The sequence below is a fragment of the Streptomyces sp. Q2 genome, assembly GCF_056820935.1.
This window is the reverse complement of the sequence record NZ_JBXEJE010000063.1, coordinates 1-22,854: the sequence shown is the minus strand read 5'-3', so window position 1 is coordinate 22,854 and position 22,854 is coordinate 1. Positions and strand designations below refer to the sequence as shown.

At 68.5% G+C, this 22,854-nt stretch carries 15 protein-coding genes; 5 read left to right on the top strand and 10 right to left on the bottom strand.

Annotation, left to right across the window (positions count from 1 at the left end; translation table 11 throughout):
* The first annotated feature begins 678 nt into the window (after positions 1–678).
* A complete protein-coding gene (locus ACWBNA_RS43390) occupies positions 679–921 on the top strand; it encodes a DUF6417 family protein (RefSeq protein ID WP_482710160.1) in 243 nt (80 codons plus the stop codon).
* On the opposite strand, the gene ACWBNA_RS43385 is transcribed toward ACWBNA_RS43390, so the two are convergent.
* Together ACWBNA_RS43385 and ACWBNA_RS43380 are read right to left on the bottom strand one after the other, a co-directional pair.
* A complete protein-coding gene (locus ACWBNA_RS43385; RefSeq protein ID WP_482710132.1) occupies positions 905–3,367 on the bottom strand; it encodes a family 43 glycosylhydrolase in 2,463 nt (820 codons plus the stop codon). The genes ACWBNA_RS43390 and ACWBNA_RS43385 overlap by 17 nt on opposite strands.
* Positions 3,368–3,550: 183 nt before the next feature.
* Positions 3,551–4,981, bottom strand: coding sequence for a glycoside hydrolase family 43 protein (locus tag ACWBNA_RS43380; protein ID WP_482710131.1), 1,431 nt, complete (start codon positions 4,979–4,981; stop codon positions 3,551–3,553).
* 641 nt (positions 4,982–5,622) lie between these two features.
* Between ACWBNA_RS43380 and ACWBNA_RS43375 the strand changes: the two genes are divergently transcribed.
* On the top strand, positions 5,623–8,982 hold the full coding sequence (locus ACWBNA_RS43375) for an alpha-L-rhamnosidase-related protein (RefSeq protein WP_482710130.1): 3,360 nt from the start codon (positions 5,623–5,625) through the stop codon (positions 8,980–8,982).
* A 363-nt stretch (positions 8,983–9,345) separates the two neighbouring features.
* The gene (locus ACWBNA_RS43370) at positions 9,346–9,963 is read left to right on the top strand and encodes an SUKH-4 family immunity protein (RefSeq protein ID WP_482710129.1); all 618 of its coding nucleotides are present in this window, start codon (positions 9,346–9,348) and stop codon (positions 9,961–9,963) included.
* Between the two features lie 543 nt (positions 9,964–10,506).
* Here ACWBNA_RS43370 and ACWBNA_RS43365 read toward each other — a convergent pair.
* From ACWBNA_RS43365 to ACWBNA_RS43350, 4 genes are all read right to left on the bottom strand, one after another.
* Positions 10,507–11,514 carry a cytochrome c oxidase assembly protein gene (locus ACWBNA_RS43365; protein ID WP_482710128.1) on the bottom strand — a complete coding sequence of 336 codons (1,008 nt, stop codon included), beginning with the start codon at positions 11,512–11,514 and terminating at the stop codon, positions 10,507–10,509.
* Positions 11,515–11,687: 173 nt separating this feature from the next.
* Positions 11,688–11,906, bottom strand: coding sequence for a hypothetical protein (locus tag ACWBNA_RS43360; protein WP_482710127.1), 219 nt, complete (start codon positions 11,904–11,906; stop codon positions 11,688–11,690).
* A 208-nt stretch (positions 11,907–12,114) separates the two neighbouring features.
* Positions 12,115–13,590: an MFS transporter gene (locus ACWBNA_RS43355; RefSeq protein ID WP_482710126.1), complete on the bottom strand. Its 1,476-nt coding sequence runs from the start codon at positions 13,588–13,590 to the stop codon at positions 12,115–12,117.
* 64 nt (positions 13,591–13,654) lie between these two features.
* The gene (locus ACWBNA_RS43350; protein ID WP_482710125.1) at positions 13,655–13,936 is read right to left on the bottom strand and encodes a hypothetical protein; all 282 of its coding nucleotides are present in this window, start codon (positions 13,934–13,936) and stop codon (positions 13,655–13,657) included.
* Between the two features lie 164 nt (positions 13,937–14,100).
* Here ACWBNA_RS43350 and ACWBNA_RS43345 point away from each other — a divergent pair, with 164 nt between their 5' ends.
* Both ACWBNA_RS43345 and ACWBNA_RS43340 read left to right on the top strand, forming a co-directional pair.
* A complete protein-coding gene (locus ACWBNA_RS43345; protein WP_482710124.1) occupies positions 14,101–14,352 on the top strand; it encodes a maleylpyruvate isomerase N-terminal domain-containing protein in 252 nt (83 codons plus the stop codon).
* A gap of 165 nt (positions 14,353–14,517) precedes the next feature.
* The gene (locus ACWBNA_RS43340) at positions 14,518–14,970 is read left to right on the top strand and encodes a DUF5707 domain-containing protein (protein WP_482710159.1); all 453 of its coding nucleotides are present in this window, start codon (positions 14,518–14,520) and stop codon (positions 14,968–14,970) included.
* 365 nt (positions 14,971–15,335) lie between these two features.
* Here ACWBNA_RS43340 and ACWBNA_RS43335 read toward each other — a convergent pair whose 3' ends face one another.
* The 4 genes from ACWBNA_RS43335 to ACWBNA_RS43320 form a co-directional block, all read right to left on the bottom strand.
* Entirely contained in the window at positions 15,336–17,333 is a 1,998-nt protein-coding gene (locus ACWBNA_RS43335) for a glycoside hydrolase family 2 protein (protein WP_482710123.1), read from the bottom strand.
* 387 nt (positions 17,334–17,720) lie between these two features.
* Positions 17,721–19,778, bottom strand: a complete 2,058-nt coding sequence (locus ACWBNA_RS43330) for an RICIN domain-containing protein (protein WP_482710122.1) — start codon at positions 19,776–19,778, stop codon at positions 17,721–17,723.
* Positions 19,779–20,312: 534 nt separating this feature from the next.
* Positions 20,313–22,340 (bottom strand): beta-galactosidase, encoded by a 2,028-nt coding sequence (locus tag ACWBNA_RS43325; RefSeq protein WP_482710121.1) that lies wholly within the window; start codon positions 22,338–22,340, stop codon positions 20,313–20,315.
* Positions 22,341–22,384: 44 nt separating this feature from the next.
* Positions 22,385–22,854: carbohydrate ABC transporter permease (locus ACWBNA_RS43320; RefSeq protein ID WP_482706801.1), on the bottom strand; the 470-nt coding region annotated here is incomplete at its 5' end.

Below are 22,854 nucleotides of genomic sequence, written 5' to 3'. Positions count from 1 at the left end.
GTACGTTCACTCGAATATCGCGGGTGGGTCTTTCTGTTGCGGTTCACGGCGCTTTCGGTGCCGCCGGGGGCGGCATGCAAGGCGATCCGGCCGGCATGGCGTCGAGGTCCCGGAGCAGGTGGAGTGCGAAGCCGGTACGGCCCGTCAGCTGACTGCCGTCAACGGCGTCGATCCAGGCAGGAGCATGGGACCGAGGCGGTGGGCAGGCGGTGGATGCGTGGGAGCGGAAGGCTGAGCACGGCTGGGTGCTTGACGAGGGGAACTTGTCGCTGCGTCAGAGTGTGCACCGTCTTGAGGGGCAGGGGCAGGGGCAGGGGCAGGGGCAGGGGCAGCGGCAGCGGCAGGGCTGGTGTGGGCGGCCGATCGGGAGACACGCGCGGAGTTGTCGGCATGGGAGGGACGCCGGTGCGCAGGGCGGTCCGGTTGGCGCTCAGGGGGCACGACCTACTCGCTTACGCTGGTGCCCGGCCGAGCCCGGAGTCCAGCGGGGGCCGGCCGGGGTAACGGCTGGTGGTGTTGCTGCGTCACAGATGGCTCCCGTGCGGGTGTTCGTGGGTTCGGGCGGCCAGTTGAAGGCGTCGCCCGCGCCGGGCTTGGCCGAGCGAGTTCGTACGGCGGTCCACGATCGCGGGGCGGGCCGGACCGGTGGCGGCTGTATCCGAACTGACTCGGCAGCAGATGGATTCGGTGGCGTACTTGTTTTGGCTGCACCGGCTTACCGGGTCGGCGAGGGAGGCCAACCGTTTCGGGCGTGAGTACGGCATCATCCACCGCCCGGCCGCTGAGACTTGCTGTCCGCTCGCGACGCGGCTGACCGCCCGACGTGGGCCCCGGCGTGCCACGATGCCGGCTGCCCCGCACGGTAAAGCCGTGCGGGGCAGCCGGAGTGAGCGAGGGAATTCGGTCAGGCCCAGGGGTTGACCGGCGTGAAGGAACTGTCGGCGCGGAAGGTGGCGTTGTCCTGGTAGGGGTCGATGCGCAGCTCGTAGTTGTAGTGGCGGAGGTAGCGGCCGGGGTAGTTGTAGGACTCCAGGCTGAACGAGCCGATGGCCGAGCCTGGCCGGGCGCAGTAGGTGGCGTCCTTGTTGAAGGTGGCCGTGCCGTTGTTCGCGTCGAAGCGGACGCGGTAGTCCTTGTGGCGCAGGTAGCGGCCGACGGAGTCGCGGAACGAGTAGCAGGTGGAGTCGGCCAGCCCGGGGACGATGGTGAAGGTGGCGCCCTGCTTGACGGCGGTGGTGCTGGTGGACGTCACCGGGTCGAGGTAGCCGAGGCTGTCGGAGCGGACGGCGGCGTAGCGGCCGGTGAAGTTGACCGACCGGAACGAGCGATTGGTGTGAGTCGGCAGGGTGGCGCCGACGGAGACCGGATCAATGCTGCTCAGAGTGGGGACGACCTTCTTGATCAGGCCGCTTGAGTCGAACTCCAGCTTGTCGATGGTGGTTTCGCGGTGGGTGCCGTCACCGCCGGGGATCGCGAAGCGGTGGTAGGCGATGTACCAGTCGTCGGTGCCGGGGACGTGGACCACCGAGTGGNTGATCAGGCCGCTTGAGTCGAACTCCAGCTTGTCGATGGTGGTTTCGCGGTGGGTGCCGTCACCGCCGGGGATCGCGAAGCGGTGGTAGGCGATGTACCAGTCGTCGGTGCCGGGGACGTGGACCACCGAGTGGTGGCCGGGGCCCTTGATGCCGAGCGAGAGGTCCTTCTCCAGGATGATGCCGCGCTTGGTCCAGGGGCCGGTGGGGGAGGGACCGGTGGCGTAGGCGACGCGGTAGTTCTCGTCGCGGGTGTCGTTCTCCGACCACATGAAGTAGTAGGTGCCGCTGCGCTTGACGACGAAGGAGCCCTCGTTGTAGCCGCTCGGGGTGATGTCGGTGACCTTGGAGGCGTCGAAGGAGACCATGTCGTCGTTGAGGGGCACGACGTACGCCCTGCTGTTGCCCCAGTAGAGGTACCGCTTGCCGTCGTCGTCGGTGAAGACCGCCGGGTCGATCATCTGGCCGGTGAAGGCGCCGCGGGCGATCAGCGGCTTGCCGAGCGGGTCCGTGAACGGGCCGGTGGGCGAGTCGGAGACCGCGACACCGATGTTCGTGTCGGCGGAGTAGTAGAAGTAGTACTTCCCGTTCTTCTCGGCCGTCGTCGGGGCCCAGGCCCGGGCGTCGGCCCAGCTGACGTCGGGTCCGAGGTCCAGGATGACGCCGTGGTCCGTCCAGTGGACAAGGTCCTTGGAGGAGTACGCATGGAACTTCGTACCGCTCCAGCCCGCGAACCCGTCGGTGGTCGGGTACAGGTAGAAGGTGTCGCCGAACCGGACGATGTTCGGGTCGGCGGTGAGCCCCGGCAGGACCGGGCTCTTCATGATGAGCGCCTCGACCGTCCAGGTGCGCTTCTCGCCGTCGGAGTCGGTCACCTCGTACGTCACGGGGTCGGTGAAGTCACGGGGGGTGCCGGAGGCGGGGCTGATTGCCGCGCCGTGGGCGATGGTGAACTGCGGGGCGAGCGTGGTGAGGTCGGTGCCCTCGGTCATCGGGAGGGTGATTTTGCTGGTGCTGTTGTCGACGATGGCGTCGATCTTCAGCTTGGGGTGGGTGGCCGCGCCGATGCCCGTGGTGTTCCCGCTGACGTCGAGGACCTCGCCGGGTGCCAGCGCGCGGTTGTAGACCCGGAAGTCGCGGATCCTGCCCTTGAAGAGTTTGTCACTGGTGTAGACGGACTTGCCGATGTAGTTGGCCGTGGTGATGCCGGATCCGATGGAACCGGGGGTGAGGGTGACCGACGTATTACGGGCCTTCTCCACGCCGTCCTCGTAGAGGACGCCGGTGGTGCCGGTCTGGGTGTAGGTGACGTGCTTCCAGACCGAGCGCTGCAGCGCCGCGGAGGTCCGGGTGTTCTGCTCGGTGGAGGAGTTCCCGGAGGCAATCGCGGTCCTGAACGAGTTGCCGGTGGTGAACAGGTATCCGTTGCCGGTGCCGCTGCTCGCGGTGTTGCCGAAGCCGTAGATGAAATACGGCGTGGCCTGGGCGGCGTCGATCTGCACGTCCATCGAGACGGTGATCGAGTTCATGCCGCTCATGATGTTGTCGGGCACCTTGATGTAGGTGCTGGACCCGTTGAATGTGAGTCCCTCACCGTTGCCTGACCAGCCTGCGGTGCCGTTGACGGTGCCGTCGCGTCCATTGCCGGAGGCGTCCGCCGCCACGGTGCCCGAGGTGGCGTCGAGTTTGTACCAGAGGGCCAGGCCGTCGGTGATCTCCGCCGCCTGGGCGGGGGCCGCCGGGCCGATGACGCCCACCAGGAGCGAGGCGGCGGCCACGGCGGCCAGAGCGCCCGGCCTGAATCTCCGGCGGCACCGAAGTCTCACGCTGTGCATGGTTCACATCCCCTGAAGAAGACATACCTGAGGAGGGGACTGCGACGCCTCGTCAGAGATGCCGCGTTCTGCCCCGAATTACACCTGCTGTCGCGTTGCGCTCGCGGGTGGGATGCCGACGCCTTCCTCGCTTGAGGGCGGGCGGCAGGTGCGCCGCCCGAGGGCGCCGGCATCCCTGTCAGGTCAGCTCGTCAGACGGAAGGTGGCGTCGCTGCGTCCCGTCGCGGTGGTGATCGTTTCGAGCTTCAGCTGGAAGGCGTAGTGGCGGATGTAGCGGTCGGGGTGGTTGTACGACTGGAACGAGGACCAGGTCGAGTCGGCGAGTCCGGCGACCTGGCGGAAGGTGGCGTCCTCGGCGAACTGGGTGGTGCGGTCGTTGTAGACGAGCTGGAAGTCGGATCCGTCGTGCCGCAGGTAGTAGCCGGGGAAGTTGACCGACTCGAAGGAGACGGTGCCGGACCCGGCCAGGCCCGGTCGCGGCCGGAACTTGGCGTCGTCGTTGGTGACGTTCTGGTCGATGCGTACATCGAAGTTGGCGTGCCGTACGTAGCGGTCCTGGAAGTTGAAGGACTGCAGCCGCTTGGCCGCGGTGTTCGCCCAGCGGGCCTGGATCCGGGTGTCCTCGGCGGCCGTCAGGTTCAGGATCGAGCCGTGGCGCTTCTTGGTGCCGCCCAGGGAGTAGGTTCCCGACGTGGGGAGCTGGTAGGTGCTGGTGACGGACGGGTTGTTCGTCGCGACCGGCATGTAGCCCTTTCCGGCCGCGTACTGGTCGAGGTAGAGGGTCCACTCGTTGCGGTCCCGGAACTTCATCCACATCGGGCCCTCGACCTGAGAGCCGGTCAGGCCGATGCCGGAGAGGTTGCCGAGGTTGGTCCAGGTGCCGAGGATCGAGTTGCTGCCCTCGAGCGTGATCTGGCCGTCGCCGGAGGCCCGTACGTAGCGGTAGTTGCCGACACCGGAGGGGACCTCGACGATCTGGGTGTCGATGATGCCCTGGGTGCCGGGGCGGTCGATGTAGATCTGCGGTGTCGTGATGGTGTGGAAGTCGGTGGTGCGGGCGTAGTAGATGCGGTGCTTCAGCACTCCGTTGAGGGTGGCGTTGGTCGCCCAGTACAGGACGTAGTCGTTGGTGGCCGGGTCCCAGATCGCCTCCGGGGCCCAGGCGTTGCGCCCGTCGGGAATCGCGCCGGCGACGTTCAGCAGCCACGGCGCCGACCACGTGACCAGGTCCGTCGACTCCCACACCACGAGGTTGCGGCTGCCGTTGGAGGTGGAGTCCGACCACGACTGCCCGCAGCCGATGCACAGGTCGGTCGCGATGATCCAGTACTTGTCACCGCCTGGAGAGCGCACCAGCGCGGGGTCCCGTACTCCGCGGGTGCCGACCGTGGAGCGCAGGGTCATCCCGCCGCCGTTGAGATCGGTCCAGTTCAGACCGTCCGCACTGTACGAGAAGTACATCTGCTGACCGGTCGCCCCCTCCCCGATGAAGTGCGTCATCAGGTAACCCGGGTCCGCGGCGGCGGCCCGCTGAGCTGTGGTCACGACTTGGGCTGTGAAGAGCAGGCAGGCGGCGATGAATATCGCCGTCAGCCGAGCGCGAACCGCGGGCATATGCGTTCCTGTCTATCTGGAGTGCCGTGATCAGGTGCGAGTGAGGTCGAGGGTGAGGCCCGGCCTGTGTGCCGTGGGGGCAGGACTGGCTCGGCGCCGACGTGGAACGTGGCGTGATGCCGGTCAGCGGCCGAGGAGTCGCGGTTTCCGCGTGAGTGTGGCAGCGGCCGGAGACGCAGCAGCCGCGGGCCGCGTGGCGAAGGCGGCAAAGAGGGCCGACGGGACTGTCTCAGGAGTGAGCCAGTGACAGGTGCTCAACACGGGCTGTCCCCTTTGACGGCCATGGTTCGAAAAATCGAACCTCGTTCGCAAGTTCGAGCAGAAGATAGATGTCACTTAAGGGCGCGTCAACGGAACTGACCAGTTTGCTCTCCGGCGCTCGCGCCTGAGCCCGCTCGTGGCGGTAGAGACGTCTTGCGCCCCACCCTCCTGGAGTGCGGAGACTTCCCTTCGCACTCGGGCCGCTCGTGAGAACGCCGACTGCACGACCATTGACACCACGCAGTGAACAGGGCAAGGATCTCGCCTGCAAACATGCGAATGAAACGTTTCAAAACCCCGGAACCAACCATTCCCTTCCCCCCGGCTCCGGCTTGCCCGCGCGTTTGCTGCCCTCTCCGCACATCTCCAAGGAGCCCGCGATGCACGATGTCACGCGCCGGTCCGCCCTGCGCTCAGCCATAGCCGTGGCCCTGGCCCCCACCCTGGGTTCCCTGGTCCTGCCCGGGCTGGCGCCGACGGCGTCCGCGGCGGTCTCGTGGACCGCCAAGTGGCTCTGGGCGCCCTCCAGTTCGGCGAACCAGTGGGTGGCCTTCCGCAGATCGTTCACCCTCGCTTCGGCGCCGTCGAAAGCGGTCACGCAGATCGCGGCCGATTCCAAGTACTGGCTGTGGGTGAACGGAACGCTGGTGGTCTTCGAGGGCGGCCTCAAGCGCGGTCCGAACCGTACGGACACGTACTACGACGAGATCGACCTCGCCCCGTACCTGACCAGCGGCACCAACACCGTGGCACTGCTGGTGCGGTACTTCGGCAAGCAGGGCTTCTCGCACAGCAGCAGCGGCAAGGGCGGTTTGTTGTTCCAGTCCGACATCGCGACCGGTACCACCATCACCCGTCTGGTCAGCGACACCGGCTGGAAGCACACGGTCCACCCGGGCTACTCGAACAACACCAGTGGCACCCAGGTCAACTTCCGGCTGCCGGAATCGAACGTCTACTACGACGCCCGCAACGCCGGCGCCATGGCCGACTGGCAGTCATCCGGCTTCGACGACAGTGCCTGGAGTGCGCCCACCGACTTCGGCGCCGCCGGCGCCGCCCCCTGGAACGGCCTCGTCGAGCGGCCGATCCCGCAGTTCCGCTACTCCGGCCTGAAGTCCTACACCAACGCCGCCTCGCTCCCGAGCGCCGGCCAGGGTTCCACGGCCATCTCGGCCGCCCTGCCGTCCAACATCCAGGTCACGCCGTACCTGAAGGTCAACGCTCCGGCCGGCGCGGTGATCGGCATCCAGACCGACCACTACGACGACGGCAAGGGCCTGGTCGGCATCGACCAGGCCACCATCTTCAACGTCCGCGCCACCTACGTCTGCACCGGCGGGGTCCAGGAGTTCGAGGCGCTGGGCTGGATGAGCGGCACCGCCGTGCGGTACACCATCCCGGCGGGCGTGACGATCCTGGACCTGAAGTACCGGGAGAGCGGTTACGACACGGACTTCGCCGGGTCATTCACCAGCAGCGACGCCCTCCTCGACACCGTGTGGACCAAGGCCGCCCGCACCATGTACGTCAACATGCGGGACAACTACATGGACTGCCCGACCCGCGAACGCGCCCAGTGGTGGGGCGACGTGGTCAACCAGCTGAAGGAAGGTTTCTACACCTTCGACACCAACTCCCACGCCCTCGGCAAGAAGGCCATCTCGCAGCTGGCGGCCTGGTACAAAGACAGCGGGGCGCTCTACTCTCCAATGCCCTCGACCATCTGGACCGCCGAACTGCCCAACCAGATGCTCGCCTCGGTGTGGTCGTTCTGGACGTTCCACCTCTACACCGGCGACACGAGCACGGTCACCGGGGCCTACCCGGCGGTGAAGAAGTACCTGGACCTGTGGGGTCTGGGCAGCGACGGTCTGGTGGCCCACCGTGCCGGTGACTGGGACTGGCAGGACTGGGGCACCGACATAGACACCCGCGTCCTGAACAACTGCTGGTACTACCTGGCCCTGGACACCGCCGCCAAGCTCGCCGACCTCAGCGGCAACACAGGCGACGTCGCCGGATGGCAGGCCCAGCGCACCAGCATCAAGGCCAACTTCGACACCCTGCTGTGGAACTCCACGAAGAACGAGTACCGCTCGCCCGGCTATACCGGCGACACCGACGACCGGGCCAACGCCCTCGCCGTCGTCGCGGGCCTGGCCACCGCCGGCCACTACCCGGCGATCACCAACGTGCTGCGCACCCACCTCAACGCAAGCCCCTACATGGAGTTCTACGTCCTGGAGGCGCTGTACCTCATGGGCGCGGCCACGGTTGCCGAGGAGCGGATGCGCAACCGCTTCGCCGCCCAGGTCGCCGACCCCGCCTGCCACACCCTGTGGGAGGTGTGGGTCAAGTCGCAAGGCACCGACAACCACGCCTGGAACGGTGGGCCGCTGTACGCCCTGTCCGCCTACGCCGCCGGCGTCCGGCCCACCAAGGCGGGCTGGGAGACCTACGAGGTCATCCCCCAGACCGGCACCCTCACGAAGATCAACACCGTGACGCCGACCGCCGAGGGCGACATCCGCCTCGGCATCACACGCGACGGCACCCAGGTGACCCTGACGCTCACCTCGCCGAGCGGGACGACCGCTCGGGTGGGCGTGCCCACCTACGGCGGCTCCCAGCCCGTCATCAAGGCGAACGGCACCACCGTCTTCACCGGCGGCTCCTCGACGGGCAACGTCAGCGGTCTCAGCTACGACGGCAAGGACTCCTCGTACGTCTACTTCAAGGTCCAGCCAGGCACGTGGACGTTCACGGCGACGGGCACCGGCCGCCTCGACAACCTGGCCCTGGACCGGCCGGTCACCAGCAACAACAGCCTGGAGAACAGCAGTTGGGGCAAGAGTCGGCTCACCGACGGCAAGCTCACCAGTGTGTCCGGCGCCAGGGGGTACACCAGCAACGAGTTCACCTCCGCCGACGTCAGCGCGAATCCCGTGTGGGTGGAGATCGACCTCGGAGCCGACACCGACCTCGACGCCGTACGCCTCTTCCCCCGCACCGACACACCGGCGGCCGGAGGCGGGACCGCGGGGTTCCCCGTCGACTTCACGATCCAGACCCGCCCCGACGGCTCCAGCACGTACACCACAGCCCGCACCGTCACCGGACAGTCCAACCCCCAGGGGCTGGTACAGACGTACGGATTCAAGGCCACCACCGCCCGCCACGTCCGCCTCCAAGCCACCAAGCTCGGCACTCCGGCTTCCGACGAGTCCACCAAGTTCCGCCTGCAACTCGCCGAACTCACCGTCCCCACCGCCGCGACCACGGTCACGGCCAACTGCACACTCGAGAACAGCGACTGGGGCAAGACCCGGATCCTCGAGGGCACCACCACCAGCGTCACCGGCGCCAAGGGCTTCACCAGCATCGACTTCCCCGCCGCCGACGTCAGCGCCACACCCGTGTGGATCGAGGTCGACCTCGGCGCCGACCGGTCCATCGGCTCCGTCACCCTCCACCCGCGCACCGACGCCGGCGGAGCCGGCGGCGGCTCGGCGAACTTCCCCGCCGACTTCACCATCCAGACCCGCCCCGATGGATCCAGCACCTACACCACCGCCCGCACCGTCACCGGACAGTCCAACCCGAGCGGAGCCGCCCAGACCTACAACCTCACCTCCACCGGCCGCTACCTGCGACTGACGGCAACCAAACTCGGCACTCCGGCTTCCGACGAGTCCACCAAGTTCCGCCTGCAGCTGGCCGAGATCGGCATCAGGTAGCACGCCAAGGCCACAGTGGCCCGCCCCACACGCACCCGTGTGTCGGGTGGGCAGCCTTGGCCTACCACGGACACGGAGCCATGACCGGTCTGTCACTTGTCACCTGGGCAAGGATCTCTGTGCGTGAGATCGGGAGCTGGCCGGCTGGGTCATCGGTTGGAGGGCATCGCGCTGACTGGTTAGGCTCCGAGCCATGAGCGGACCAGTGCCGAGATGCTCCCGCAGACCGGGACTCGGCAGCTCGGCAAGTCCTGGTTCGCGCATCAGCATATTTTGAAGAGAAGCGGGCGCTGTTGTAGTGACCGCTTCCGTCCCCGAGGGTCCCACGGCGCCCGTGCCGCCGCCGAGTTCGGAGTTCCGGCAGTGCTTTTCGACATCACACGCAGCGAACTGGCCGACATCTTCGGCGAGGACCGGCTCGCGACCCTGCCCGCCACCGCCTTCCCGCCCTCCACCGCGGACACGGAGGGCGCCCGGCTCCTGCAGACCGTCGGCGTCCCCGCCGGGACGCTGTGGCTGCGTGAGCCCGACGAGGACTCCGGTCGGCTGCCCCTCGTCCAGGACGTGGTCGACGCCGAGGACTTCGAGGAGGCCTCGGCGGACGCGGGCGAATGGCCCGTCATCGGCTGGCTGCTCAACGCCCACCTCGCCCTCGATCCCGGTTCCGGCAAGGTGCACGCCTTCGACGCCGACGAGGGGACCGTGCAGGAACTCCACACGGACGTCTCCTCCCTCGTGCAGGTCACCCTCCGGTTCCAGCGCCTGCTCGAGGAGTTCACCTTCAGCCGCGACGACGGCGACGAGGAAGCCGACTTCGAGCGCCTGGAGCACGATGTCGAGCGGATCTGTCAGGAGACGAGCAGCATTGACCCACTCCCCTTCCAGGACGACGAGACCGTCTGGTCGGTGGTCGGCGAGGAGATCGCCGCGGGCCAGCGCTTCAAGGGCAACAACCCGGGAGCCGGTTCGCTCTATGGGTGATCGCCGGCTGACACTGTCGACCACGACGAGGTCCGCATTGGTCATTTTTGAGGCGACCTCAGGGAGGCCGATCCGAGCGTCAGCCATGACAGGGCCTGGCCCGATCAGCGGGGAGTAACACCGGGCGGTGCCTGGTGGGTGAGGGGGGAAGGTTGCCGGTCCTCGCCGCGGATGGCTATAGCGCGTGCCAGGCGGCCTGGTCCGTCGTCAGCGCGCCGTCTTCGATCCCGTGCGGATGCTCGACGTGGTGGCGGGGTTGTCTGTCTGCTGTGTTGGGGAGGGGCGGCAGGTCGGGCGGGGGACGGCCGCGCCGGTCAGAGCGCGACGTAGCCCGAAGTGGTGGGTGGCGCACATGGAGGAGTTGCGCGAAAGCTACGGCGGCCCCTGCCCCGGCGTCTCCGGGCCGGGCAGTGCCACGCCGGGGCCGTGTGGACCCAGATGCATCTCTGTGCGCGGAATACGCTCCGTTCGCTGAGGTCAGCGCCGGTCCCCGGGCGTTGCTCTCTCCGTGGACCGCCGGCGCCGGCGGGGTGTGTACGCCGCTCAGCCCGGTCGCCGCTGCCGGATGCGCTCGGCCACTTCGCCGTTCTCCGTCTCCCACCACGGGCGGACGAGGTCCGCACCACGTCCGCCGCCGTCGGCCACCACACCCTGCCCCTGCGCGGCACCCGTCGCCGGCATCGCGAGGATCAGCTCCGCGTCCAGGCGGTGGTCCAGGGCCGTCGTCTGGGCGCGTTCGGTGTGCGCCCACTGCACGAGGACGGCCAGCAGGAAGGGCAACGCCACCAGTTCCGCGATGCTGATCATGGCGCCACCGCCGAGTTGCTGGTCGTGCCGCGTGTCCGGAGCCCAGGAAGGCGCATGGTGCAGGTACCAGGCCCCGGCGATCAGCGTGCCGTGGGTCATGACCACGATGCCCGGCACGGCGTCGATGACCCCGTCGAGGAACACCAGCGCCGCCCGGACCGGATGGGTGCACCACCTGGGCAGTGCCTCCTCGCGGGTGAGCACCGGCACCACGAACAGGCATCCGGCGAGCAGCAGGTGCAGGTACATCAGCTCGTGCAGCCAGCTGTCACGCAGCGCGGTCGCGAAGTAGGGCGTGAAGTACACCGTCAGTTCGGTCGCGAGCACCAGGGCGGTGCTGACCAGCGGAAAGGTGAGCAGCCGCACCGTCCGCCCGGCCATCGCCCGCCGCACGCGGCCGACGGCCGGCCCGGGCAGCGCGTTCAGAGCCAGGCGCAGCGGATCGCCCAGGGCCAGCCCGAGCGGAGCGATCAGGTCGAGCAGGACGTTCTGGACGGCGGCCGGCCAGAACAGCACCCGGTCGTACACGGCCAGTGCGGACATCGTGGCCACGACGAGCGTGCCGAGCCCGAGCAGCGCGAAGGCCCCGACGCGGGGCACGGGCCAGCGCTCGCCCCGCCGTCTCACCCGCAGCACCCCCCAGCCGTACAGCACCCCGAACAGGCCGACCAGCAGCAGCGCCGGCACATCCAGGTGCCACGACGACAGCAACCGTCCCGTGGTCAGCTCGGGCAGACTGCCCATCGCGACCTCCCTTCCTCGCCGAGACCTACTGCCATGTACTCCCGGGCAGGTCCCGCGCGCACCTGACGCGCCGCCGTCATACCGGGTTCATACCGAACCCATGGGTCCGGCTCCGGCCGAGCGGACACGAGCGGACCCCCGCCACCGCCCGGCCGGAATCGGCGACGCTCAGGTCATCGCTCAATCGCCTGCCGCGCCTGCCGCGCCTGCCGCGCCAGCCGGGTCAGCATGGGGTCGTCGGCGTAGGCCCCGTTCCACACGGCGGTGAAGCGCGCGATCCTGCCCCACGGGCCCAGTTCGAGACCCGTGATGCCCCCGGGCACCGGGCCGTCGGCCGCCGTCCACTGCGTTGCCTGCGGCCACACCGCCCACGCCGACACAGTCGGAGCCACCAAGGTATTACGGGCCGGGCTGGTCCGTCGCGACGCCAACCCGGCATAGCGAGAAGCCCCGTCCTTCTGGACGCGGAGGAGTCACCGGGAAAGGTCCAGGAGACTCGAGACTCATCAGTGCTCCCTTTCGCGGCCCCTCGGGATGGCCGTGGTCTCGCTCATGCGCGATGGTGGCCATGAGCGCGTCCGCGTTCGCGGGGCGGCGGGTTCAGGCGTCGACGACCGGAGCGGCCGACGCGGCCTTGTTGAAGCGCGGCAGGGCGAAGGCGCCGACCGCGAGCAGGGCGACGATGCCCATCTGCACGTACTCGACTCCGGCGAACGCGTGGGAGACGTTGTGCGGCGCGAGGACCAGATAGAGCGTGCCGAGGGTGGCCACGCCGAGGGCGAGTCCACTCTGCTGCAAGGTGATCAGCACGCCGCTGCCGATTCCGGCCAGGTGGGTGGGGACGTCGGCGAGGACGCTGCGGAACAGGCCGGCGAACAGCATCGACTGCCCGGCGCCGACCAGCGCGAGGGGTACGGCCATCGACCACAGGCTGACGTGCGGCCAGTTCTCGAGCACGATCGTCACCAGTGCGGCCAGGCCCACCAGTTGGACGACGGCGCCGGCGGACAGCGCCGCCCGGCCGAACCGGGTGATCAGGAGGGGCGCGATGAGTGAACCGGCGAAGAAGAAGAGGGCCATCGGAAGGATGGCCAGGCCGCTGTGGAGCGCGTCGGCGTGCAGGCCGTCCTGGACGGTGAGGGCGAAGACGAACATGAAGGCGCCGAAGCCGATGCTGAAGGCGAACACCATGGCCAGGCCGCGTGACATCGAGGGCAGGCGCAGCAGGGACGGCGGCAGCAGCGGTACGTCGCCGCGCCGCTCGGTGCGCTTTTCCACGACGTAGGTGCAGGCACCCAGGACGATCGCGAGGGCGAGCAGCGCCCAGGTCCACCAGGGCCAGCCCAGCGAGTGCCCCTCGGTGAGCGGCACCAGCAGCGCGGTCAGGGTGGCGGCGAACAGGACGGTGCCGGGCAGATCGATGCCGACGGGGTGCTGCGAGCGGGTGTCGGGCACCATCCGGGCCGCCAGCAGGAGCACGACCGCGCCGATGGGCACGTTGACCAGGAAGATCGGGCGCCAGGAGGTGCCGGCGATGTCGGCGCTGACCAGCAGACCGCCCACCAGCTGTCCCACCACGGCGGCGATGCCGGAGGCCGCCCCGTACAGGGCTACCGCGCGGGCCTTGCGTTCACCTTCGAGGACGTGGTGGAAGGTCGCCAGCACCTGGGGGATGAGCAGGGCGGCGGTGGCGCCCTGGACGATGCGGGCCCCGATGAGCGCGCCCACGTTCGGGGCGATTCCGCAGGCCAGGGAGGCGAGCAGGAAGCCGACGAGGGCCCCGAGGAAGATCCGGCGGCGGCCGTAGCGGTCGCCGAGCCGGCCGCCGAGAACCAGCAGGGTCGCGTACGCGACGCCGTATCCGGCGATCACCAGCTCAAGGGAGGACGCGGACGCGTGCAGCGAGGCGTCGATGCTGGGCAGGGCCACGTTGGTGATGAAGAAGTCCATGATCGGCAGGAACGCGCCGGCCAGCAGGATGAGCACTCCCATCGGATGCAGGCCGCCCGCGCGGGCCGTGGCATGGGGCGAGAGCGCGCTCGCTCCGGTATGCCGGGAGGAGGTGGTTGTCGTCATGACAGCTCCCAGGAGAATGTTATGACTCCATAACTATGAAGCCATAAGGAGTATGCGCTCATAACTACTTGCTGGCAAACCCGTACTCAGGAGCCGTGAGGGAGGACCGAACGCACCAGACGGTCCGGCCGCAGGACCGGACGACGAACAGCGATGGGCCCAGCTGCAGCGCAACGATCTGTCCGCCGTCCTGGGCGGGCTCGAACGCCAGGGCCTCGTCGAGCGACGCGCCGACCCGGGAGACGGCCGCGGCGTGAGCGTCCACACCACCGAACTCGACCGGGCCAACAACGCCCGTCCGCAGGGAATGGGCCGCCACCGTCTCCGCGGCCGCCGACCACGACACCGAACACCTGGACGCCGCCTCGCCCTGCTCACCGCCGGGGAGACCGGGCCGGCCAGGACGCCACGCCTGGCCCGCCCCGCACCACCCCTGACCTTTTCGCCACGACCCGAGGCGACGTGCACCCGCCCTCGTCCGCCGCTCCGGCACCTCACCACGGTGCCGCTGTGGCTCTCTTCACACGTTCCTGGGCAGCACTGCGCACGGACGAACTCCCGGACCGGCACTTCGAGCAGCCGTCCGGCTGTACCGGCTGGCTCGTCCGGGACCTCGTCTGCCACCTGATGATCGACGCGCAGGACGCCCCCCAGCGCAACCACCTTGCACGTCGGCGGGCCGCCGCGCCCGTGCCGCCGTCAGCGCGACGGCAACGTCCGGACGCGGAAGAAACGGTCGACCGTGCGACCGCTCAGCCTTGACGCTCACAAGCCCTCAGATGGTCCCGCAACCTGGACTGGCCCTACTCAGGCTTGAGTTGAGTACGTGTGCTCATTCCCGGTGCCCGTGGCGCGGCCAGTATGGGTGCAACAGCGCAGCCGAAAAGCGCCAGCCCGATCCAGCTGAGCCTCATGGGGGAATTGTTCATGTCTCGCCGTATCGTTGTGTCCGTGGCCGCCGGTGTCGCCGTGCTCGCAGGTGCCGGAACGTTCGCCGTCGCCCACGCCGGGGACCAGCCTCCTTCTGTGGCGCACAGCACCGCCCGTTACGTTGCCCCCGACGGCGATCGTGGCGGCTCGTTGACCTTCACCACTGACGTCACGGCGTCCTCGGGCGTCAAGGACGTGAAGGTCCTGGCCTGGCCGGCGAACTCGTCCTTCGCGAAGAAGGGGCTGACCGCGAAGGATATGGCCGGCGTGGAGTCGGCCGTTTGCGAGCCGGCCGGTGAGGACACCGTGCGCTGCACCTATACCGCCACCGTCAGCCGCGCCGACGCTGAAGCGTCCCCGGGCGGTCTGTGGCACGTCGCCGTCCTGGCCACCGCCAAAGCCGGCGACACGACGCTGGACACGAAGGCAGCCGACTTCACCGCCAAGTGATCCAGACGCGCATTGGCTCGGTCATGTGCGCAGTTGGGTCGCGTGCGTTCTCATCTGCGGGGGCCTATCACCCTGGACGCCTGGACGCCTGGACGCCTGGACGCCAAGGTCGCCCTGCCCGCCCTTCCGGACCGACCTGGGAGGCGGAATGACCGGCTTGTAGTGGGTCGTCGACGGCTACACCGTGATGTGCGCCCCTACTGCTCGCGGCCGGTTCGCTGTCCGACCGAACGCGCGCATCGCGCGTTCGAGGGCGGACGTCTGCGGCGCATCCGCGCCGTAGCGCTACGGCCGCGCCGCGGACCGGGTGATGAGGGCGCCGAATCGACTGGTCAAACGGCAGGTGCTACCGAGCGTGGAAATGCTCAGCCGAGAGTCCAGTCGACGCTGTCGGTATACGTGGAGCCGTTGATGGTCGCGGTGACTGTCACGGTGTTCTTCCCCTGCTTCAGTGTGATGTTGGCCCACCGGAAAATGTGGTCGCTGCTGCTCAGGGTTCCCAGGGAGGTGCCGTTGAGAGTGGCGGTGACCTGACTTGCGTTGGAGTAGACCTTCAGTTCGGTGGTGGCGTCGGTGCGCTGGGTCCAGCGTCGGCTGGTGATGTAAAGGGTCGGAGTGCTCGCCCAGTTGGCCTTGTACCAGTAGAAGGCGTCCTTGCGGATCTGCCGGTCGTGGGTGACCAGGCCCTTGTCGTTGATGCCGGGCCGGCTTCCTTCGTTACGGCCGTCGGAGGCGAAGTCGAACATGGCCCAGACGAACGAGCCCCAGATGTACGGCCGGGCGGCGAGCTGCTTCCAGGCCGCTTCGTGGAACAGCGACTGGTATTCCTCGGGATGCCAGGAGCCACCCGGTGAGGGCTTCGGCGGGTTGAGGGCGTGCTGGGTGGTGTTGGCGCCGGCGCCGTACTCCGACATGGCGATCCTGCGGGACGGGGAGGTGGTGTGCAGGTTGTCGGCCCACGCACCCAGGTCACCGTCCGCGGAGCCGTAGTACCAGCCGTAGTACTTGTTGAAGCCCGTTGTCTGCGTGTGCAGCCCTGACTGCGCGTTGTCGGGGTCCTCGCCGCGCACGGCGTAGGTGGAGAGCCGGTCGGGGTCCTCGGACGCGACGATGTCGGCCAATGACCGGAGCAGCGTGTTCGTGGCGGCTCCGTTGTAGTCAAGCTGCTCGTTGCCGATGCCCCAGAAGGCGATCGACGGGTGGTTGTAGTTTTGCCGGATCAGCTCACGCATCTGGCCCTGGGCGTTGGCGGTGAAGGCGGTCGAGTTGGTGACAGTGTTGACCATGGGGATCTCCGCCCACACGATCAGCCCGCGTTCGTCAGCGAGGTTGTAGTCCTTCTGGTCGTGCTGGTAGTGCGCCATCCGGATGGTGTTGGCGCCGACCTCCTGGATGAGATCGAAGTCCTGGATGTGGTCGGCGTCGGTTGTCGCCCAGCCCTTGACGGCCCGCTCCTGGTGCAGGTTGACGCCGTGCAGGCCGAGGTGGCTGCCATTGAGTCGGAAGCCGGTGTTGGCATCGACGGCGACGGAGCGAAGGCCCAGGCGTTCGGTCACCACATCAGTGACCCTGTCCGCGCCCGCGGTGACGTCGTGGATCTCGACGCTGGCGTTGTAGAGGTACGGATCCGCCAGAGCGTTCCACAGGCGCGGGCTGTTGACGGTGACGGTCTGACTGATGTCCGCGCCGGTGGCCGCGGCAAGCGAGTGCGCGGTGGTGCTGGTGTCCGCGACGACGTTCCCGCTGCTGTCGGCGATGACGGTGCGGACCGCTACCGATCTGGTGGCGCTGTTGTCGTTCCACAGCTTCGTCGTCACGGTCACCGTGGCCGACGCCGTGGTCACTCCGCTCTGCCGCAGGTAGACGCCGGGACCCGCGTAGTCCGTCATCCGCACGTGAAGGTTGTCGACGGCCCAAACGCTCACGTTGCGGTAGATGCCGCCCTCGAAGGAGTAGTCCGCGCCCACCGGTGCGATGGTGGTGTCGTAGGCGTTGGTCACCTTCACCGCGATCACGTTGTCCGCGCCGGGGACGAGTACGCCGGTGACGTCGAATCTGAACCGGGCGTATCCGCCTTTGTGCTGCCCGAGATACGTGCCGTTGATCCAGACGTCGGCGACTTGGTTGACCCCGGCGAACTGCAGGTAGAGCCTCTTCCCGGCCATGGCGGACGGCACGGTGTAGTGGCGGCGGTACCAGCCCACTCCGCGGTAGTAGTTGTTGCCGCCGTCGGCGCCGTCGACGGCGTTGTAGGTGTGGGGCGTGGTGACCGAGGTCCATGCGGAGTCATCGAACCCGGGCGCTTGCGCACCTGTGACGTCCTGCCTGATGAATCGCCACCCATCGTTGATGTGTACCCACACACGCGGATTGGGCGCCGTGTACGTCGCCGCGGACGCGGTGCCTGCAAGCGGAATCCCCGCCAACGAGGCCAGCACTCCTGCAGCCGCCCCGCTCAGCACGTGCCGGCGAGTAGGGGAACCTGTCATGTCTGAACTCACTTTTTCAGAGGTGAAGGGGAAGGTCTTCTCGGCACGCGTCACGCCGAGGAACGCGGTGGGCCGGCGGCATCCGGGCCGGGTGACCGGCTGCGCGAGGCAACCGGGAGACGCGCCCCGGTTGCACCTCGCGTCCAGCCGGCCGTTCTCCGGATCGCGGCGCCGTAGCCGCACGACATGTGGTTCTCGGAGATGAGGATGCGGACGGGGAGCCCGGCCGGCGGGATGCCGGGCCCCCTGTCCTTCGTCGGGTCAGTTGATGCGGACGATCTTCCAGAGCTGGTCGTCGACGGTGAGGCTGTTCCACTGGACGACGGCCGCGCCGTCGGCGGTGGAGGACTGGGCGACGCCCGCGACGAGGGAGCTGTTCACGTTGCGGAGTCTGTAGTAGCCGTTGCCCGTGTCGGTGAGCGTCCACTTCTGCGAGTCGGCGGTGGAAGCGGTGTTCTGGACGAGGGCCGCGCCTGCCGTGGGGGAGGAGTTGCGGATGTCCAGGTTGAGGTTGCTGTTGGCGTTCTTGATGGTCCAGGCCCCGTTGCCGGCGGACTGGAAGGTGAACAGCTGGCAGGTGCAGGCGGAGTTGCGCCACTGGTCGACGGCTGTGCCGGTGGCGTTGGAGGCGCCGGGGATGTCGAGGTACTTGCCGCTGTTCTTGTTGACGAGGACGTACTGTCCGGTGCCCAGCGGGGGCAGGGCGGCCTGGGTGAGGTTCCAGCGCTGGCAGTCGCAGCCGGAAGTGTTCCACTGATCGGCGGTGGTGCCGGCGGTGGTGGAAGCGTTGGGGATTTCGAGCAGTTTGCCGGTGACGCGGTTGGTGACGGTGTAGCCGCCGGCGGGATGGGGGGCGGCGGCCCATTCGTGGTCGAGGGTGCCGTTGTCGTCCCACTGGAGGATCTTGGCGCCGTCGGCGGTGGACTGGTTCTGCACGCCGAGGACCTTGCCGCCGGCGACATTGAAGATCTTGAAGTAGCCCGAGGGTTGCTGGACGAAGCGCCACTGCTGGTCGGTGCCGTTGGTGGTGTTCTGTTGGGTGGCGTAGGTGCCGTTGCTGGTTGAGCCGCCCGCGATGGTCAACATCAGGTTGCTGTTGGCGTTGGCGATGCTGTAGGTGGCACCGTCGGAAATCCCGCCGCCCAGGTCGATGACGCTGTATTGGACGGGATTGAGGGTGCTCACGCCGGCACGGCCGCCGGTGAACACCATGAGGCTGTGTCCGTCGGCCAGGGGGAGCAGGCCGCGGCTGTAGCCGCGGGGGACGTTGGCCCGGATGCGGGTCCAGGCGTTCGGGTCACCGTTCTCGGTGTTGAGGAACAGATCCTCCACGGTGTCGCCGCTCACGGCGAGGGTGCCGTTCGGGCCGCCGGTGGGCAGCCAGGTGACGAAGGGTGCCCCGCTGGGGATGGTGCCGTCGGTCGCCCGCAGTACCCGGTCGGTGGCCGTACCGAACGCCTCGGGGTCGGCGGAGATCTTGTAGTACACGGAGCAGCCGCCTTCGGGCGCGTTGCAGTACTCGTGTGTCATGACGTAGTTGCCGTTGGGCAGCCGGGTGACCACCGGCATGCCGGGCCGGTCCGCGTAGGCCGGCTTCGACACGTCGTCCACGACCGGGCCCCAGGTGCGGAGGTCTGTGGAGACCTGGTGGACGATCTCCTGGCCGTGGGCGGTGTCGCGCTGGTCGGAGTAGTAGACGATCAGCTTGTTGCCCGACATCAGGAAGTAGGGCTCCCAAACCGGCGTGTGGCCGTTGCTGGAGATCGCCTCGCCACCGGTGGCGATGTTGGTGACGAAACTCCAGGTCAGTCCGCGGTCCGTGCTGGCGTACAGGTCGATCTTGGTGCCGCCGCGGTTGCTGGGGACGGAATCGCCGGCGGCCAGGACGGTACCCGCCGGGAAGCCTCCCATCGCCGTGGGCAGCTCGAAAAGCTCGGGCTCCCAGCGCATGCCCCAGCCGTTCTGGGTGTCGGCGACCTCGGAGATCTTCGTCCACGAGGTGCCGTTGTCGGTGCTGCGGTAGATCGGGAAGACGGGGGTGCTGTTCGTGTACTGCTCGAAGGTGGCGAGGAGGGTGCCGTTGGCCGCCCCGTTGTGCTGCAGACGCAGCCCTCGCGGGTAGAGCGAGCCAGGGGCGGGTGAGCCGGACGGCGGGGTGTACAGGGTCTGGGCGGGGCGGGAGATGGCGTCTGCCCTGCCCGCGGCGGGCAGGACCAGTGTCGCCGCAGCCAGGGCCAGAGCGAGCAGCAGGAACGGGAGAGCGGTGAGACGGGGGCGCGGAGCGGCGCCGCGTCTGGCACCTGTCTGTGCGGGGGACATGTGCGGCTCCCAAGTCGAGAAGGGTAGGAGTGTTTCGGTGCGTTGGGTGCGTCGCCCGGCGAGTGGGCCTACGCCGGAGCAGCGGAATGCGGGGGAGGCGGGTCAGAGGGAGGGCGGAGCTGTGGTCGAGCCGTGGGCGACGGGTGCGACGGGTGGGGCACTCGCCGACGGCGGTTCGCTGTCGGGCCTCTTGATGGTGTGAAGGAGAAGAACAGCGCGGCCACCGATCTGTCCGAAGCCGGCTCACGACCTGCGGCGTACCCGGAGACCGCCGACCGGTCACCGTCGAGCACGGGCGGTTGGTGCGCGCCTCGTGCTGCCGGCGCCGCCTGCCATCCCTCAATGCGATGCGATGCGGGCGGGAGGCGGAGCCGGCGACGCGGGGCGACCCTTGGGGCCGGCGTCTCACAACACGGTCTGCCGGTTGGCCGGATGGATCTCAACCGGACTGGGGCACGACACGTGTGTGGCACCCCGGGATCGGCCGTTGCGGGCGCTGTCGGTAAGACGCTGACACTGACTTCTGACTCGGTGTCAGGACGTGGTGCGGTGTGGTTCTCGGATGACGGCGACACCTCCAGGAGGGACGGAGACCGTTCCGGTGACCGGGGTGGCGGTGAGGAGCTCCATCCCCGTGGCGGGGGCTTCGGCTCCTTTTCCGGTGTGGTCGATGAGGAACAGGAAGTCGGCCTCGGTGCCGTGGCGTCGGACGACCTCGATTCCGGCGGGCACCTGGTGTTCGGGGGTGACGCCGGCGTCCTGGCGGATGCGGTGGAGCAGGGTGGCCAGGGTGTCCTGGTCCGGGTGGGTTGCCAGATACCAGGCGGTGCCGCTGCCGTATGCATGGCGAGTGACGGCAGGCACGCCGGTCAACCTGCTGTCGGCGTAGGAGGCGACGGCCGTCGCGCCGGCGAGCCGCACCCGTTCCGACCAGAGGTCGGCCCTGGCACCCGGGGGTATGTCACCGGTCAGCCCCGTTGTCTCTCCCGGCAGCAAGGGGAAGAGCTCGTCGGTGACCACTCCCAGGACGTTGCGGAATGCGCCGGGGTAGCCGCCGAGGCGTATGTGGCCGTTCTCGTCGACCACGCCGCTGTGGAAGCCGACGGCCAGCGTGCCCCCGCCTGCGGTGAAGGCGGTGAGATTGTCCGCTGCCGCGTCCGTCACCAGGTAGAGCGAAGGGACGAGGACGAGCTGGTAGCGGTCGAGTCCGGGGTCGTCGGGGCGTACGAAGTCGACGGCGACGCCCGCTCGCCACAGGGGTGTGTACCAGTCGCGCACCAGGTCCTGGTAGCGCAGTTCGCCGCTGGGCTGGGAGGGCAGTTCCAGTGCCCAGCGGGCGTCCCAGTCCCACACGATCGCCACCTGTGCCGTGACGGTGGAGCCTCGCACCTCGGTCAGGGCCTTCAGGTCCTTGCCCAGTCGGACGACGTCCTGCCAGATGGCGCTGTCGGTTCCGGCGTGCGGCAGCATCGCGGAGTGCCACTGCTCGGCGCCCGCCTTCGCCGCCCGCCACTGGAAGAAGGCGATGCCGTCGGCGCCGTGGGCCACGTGCGAGAGTGCGTTGCGCCGCATTTCTCCCACATCCTTGGCCCGGTTGACCGGCTGCCAGTTGACGGCACCGGTCGAGTGCTCCATGAGGAACCACGGGCCGCCCGCGAGGGAGCGCATGAGGTCGCCGCTGAGGGCGATGTCGAGTTCCGCTTCCGGGTCGTCGGACATCAGGTAGTGGTCGTTGGAGAGGATGTCCAACTCCGGTGCCCAGCGCCAGTAGTCGAGGGCGTCGAAGGTGCGCAGGACCATGAGGTTGGTGGTCGCGGGGATGTCCGGGGCGGCTTGGCGCAGTACCTCGCGTTCGGCGGTGCACAGTGAGAGAAGTTCGTCGGAACAGAAGCGGCGCCAGTCGAGTTGGTGGGTGGGATTCGCAGGAGCCGCGGTGGCGCGGGGCGGGATGATCTCGTCCCAGTCGTGGTACCACTGGCTCCAGAAGGTGGTGCCCCAGGCGTGGTTGAGGGCATCGAGGTCGTCGCTGTAGCGGGCGCGCAGCCAGGTGCGGAAGGCGGCGGCGCTGGTGTCGCAGTAGCAGGCCGGGTTGTGGCAGCCGTACTCGTTGTGGACGTGCCACATCACGACGGCCGGGTGGTCGGCGTACCGCGCGGCCAGTTTCCCCGCGATGCGCAGGGCGGCCTCGCGGTAGGCGGGGCTGGACGGGCAGAATGTCTGGCGGCTGCCGTACGACAGTCGGCGGCCGTCCCGGTCGACCGGCAGCGCCTCCGGGTGGGCCCTGAAGAACCAGGCGGGCGGGGCCGCTGTGGGGGTGGCCAGGTCGGCCGCGATGCCGTTCTCGTGGAGGAGGTCGAGGATGCGGTCCATGCGGGAGAAGTCGTAGACGTCCTCGGACGGTTCGAGCAGCGCCCAGGAGAAGATGCCGACGCTGACCATGGTCACGCCGGCCTCGCGCATCAGGTGCATGTCCTCGGCCCAGACCGCCTCGGGCCATTGCTCGGGGTTGTAGTCACCGCCGTAGACGATGCCGGGAAGGCGAAGGCGGCGTTCAGTGCTCACTGGTGGCGCTCCGAGATAGCAGAGACAGGTGGCTTGAGGGGGCGTCAGCCTTTGTTGGCGCCCAGGGTGAGGCCGCTGACGAACTGGCGTTGGAGTGCGAAGTAGACGATCAGGGTGGGGATGGCGGTGAGCAGGGCGCCGGCGGCGACCAGGTTGGGGTCGGTGAAGTACTGGCCGGAGAGGTTGTTCAGGGCCGAGGTGATCGGCATGTTCTCGCCGGTGGAGATCAGGACGAGGGCCCAGAAGAAGTCGTTGTAGATCCAGATGGACAGCAGCGTGGCCAGGGCGGCCATGGCGGGCTTGCACAGGGGCAGCACGATCTGCCAGTACAGGCGCCACACCGAGGCGCCGTCGACGAGGGCGGCCTCGGTCAGCTCGTGCGGCAGTGAGCGCATGTAGTTGCTGAGTACGAAGGTGCAGAAGCCGGCCTGGAAGGCGACGTGGATGAGGACCAGGCCGAGTGCGGAGTCGTACAGCTTGCCGCTCATGGTGATGCCGGGCAGGTCGATGAGCA

Bases quoted from the DNA above. Each gene is read 5' to 3' on its own strand.
- ACWBNA_RS43390 (WP_482710160.1), top strand. From the start codon at position 679: ATGGATTCGGTGGCGTACTTGTTTTGGCTGCACCGGCTTACCGGGTCG.
- ACWBNA_RS43380 (WP_482710131.1), bottom strand. From the start codon at position 4,981: ATGCCCGCGGTTCGCGCTCGGCTGACGGCGATATTCATCGCCGCCTGC.
- ACWBNA_RS43375 (WP_482710130.1), top strand. From the start codon at position 5,623: ATGCACGATGTCACGCGCCGGTCCGCCCTGCGCTCAGCCATAGCCGTG.
- ACWBNA_RS43365 (WP_482710128.1), bottom strand. From the start codon at position 11,514: ATGGGCAGTCTGCCCGAGCTGACCACGGGACGGTTGCTGTCGTCGTGG.
- ACWBNA_RS43355 (WP_482710126.1), bottom strand. From the start codon at position 13,590: ATGACGACAACCACCTCCTCCCGGCATACCGGAGCGAGCGCGCTCTCG.
- ACWBNA_RS43340 (WP_482710159.1), top strand. From the start codon at position 14,518: ATGTCTCGCCGTATCGTTGTGTCCGTGGCCGCCGGTGTCGCCGTGCTC.
- ACWBNA_RS43330 (WP_482710122.1), bottom strand. From the start codon at position 19,778: ATGTCCCCCGCACAGACAGGTGCCAGACGCGGCGCCGCTCCGCGCCCC.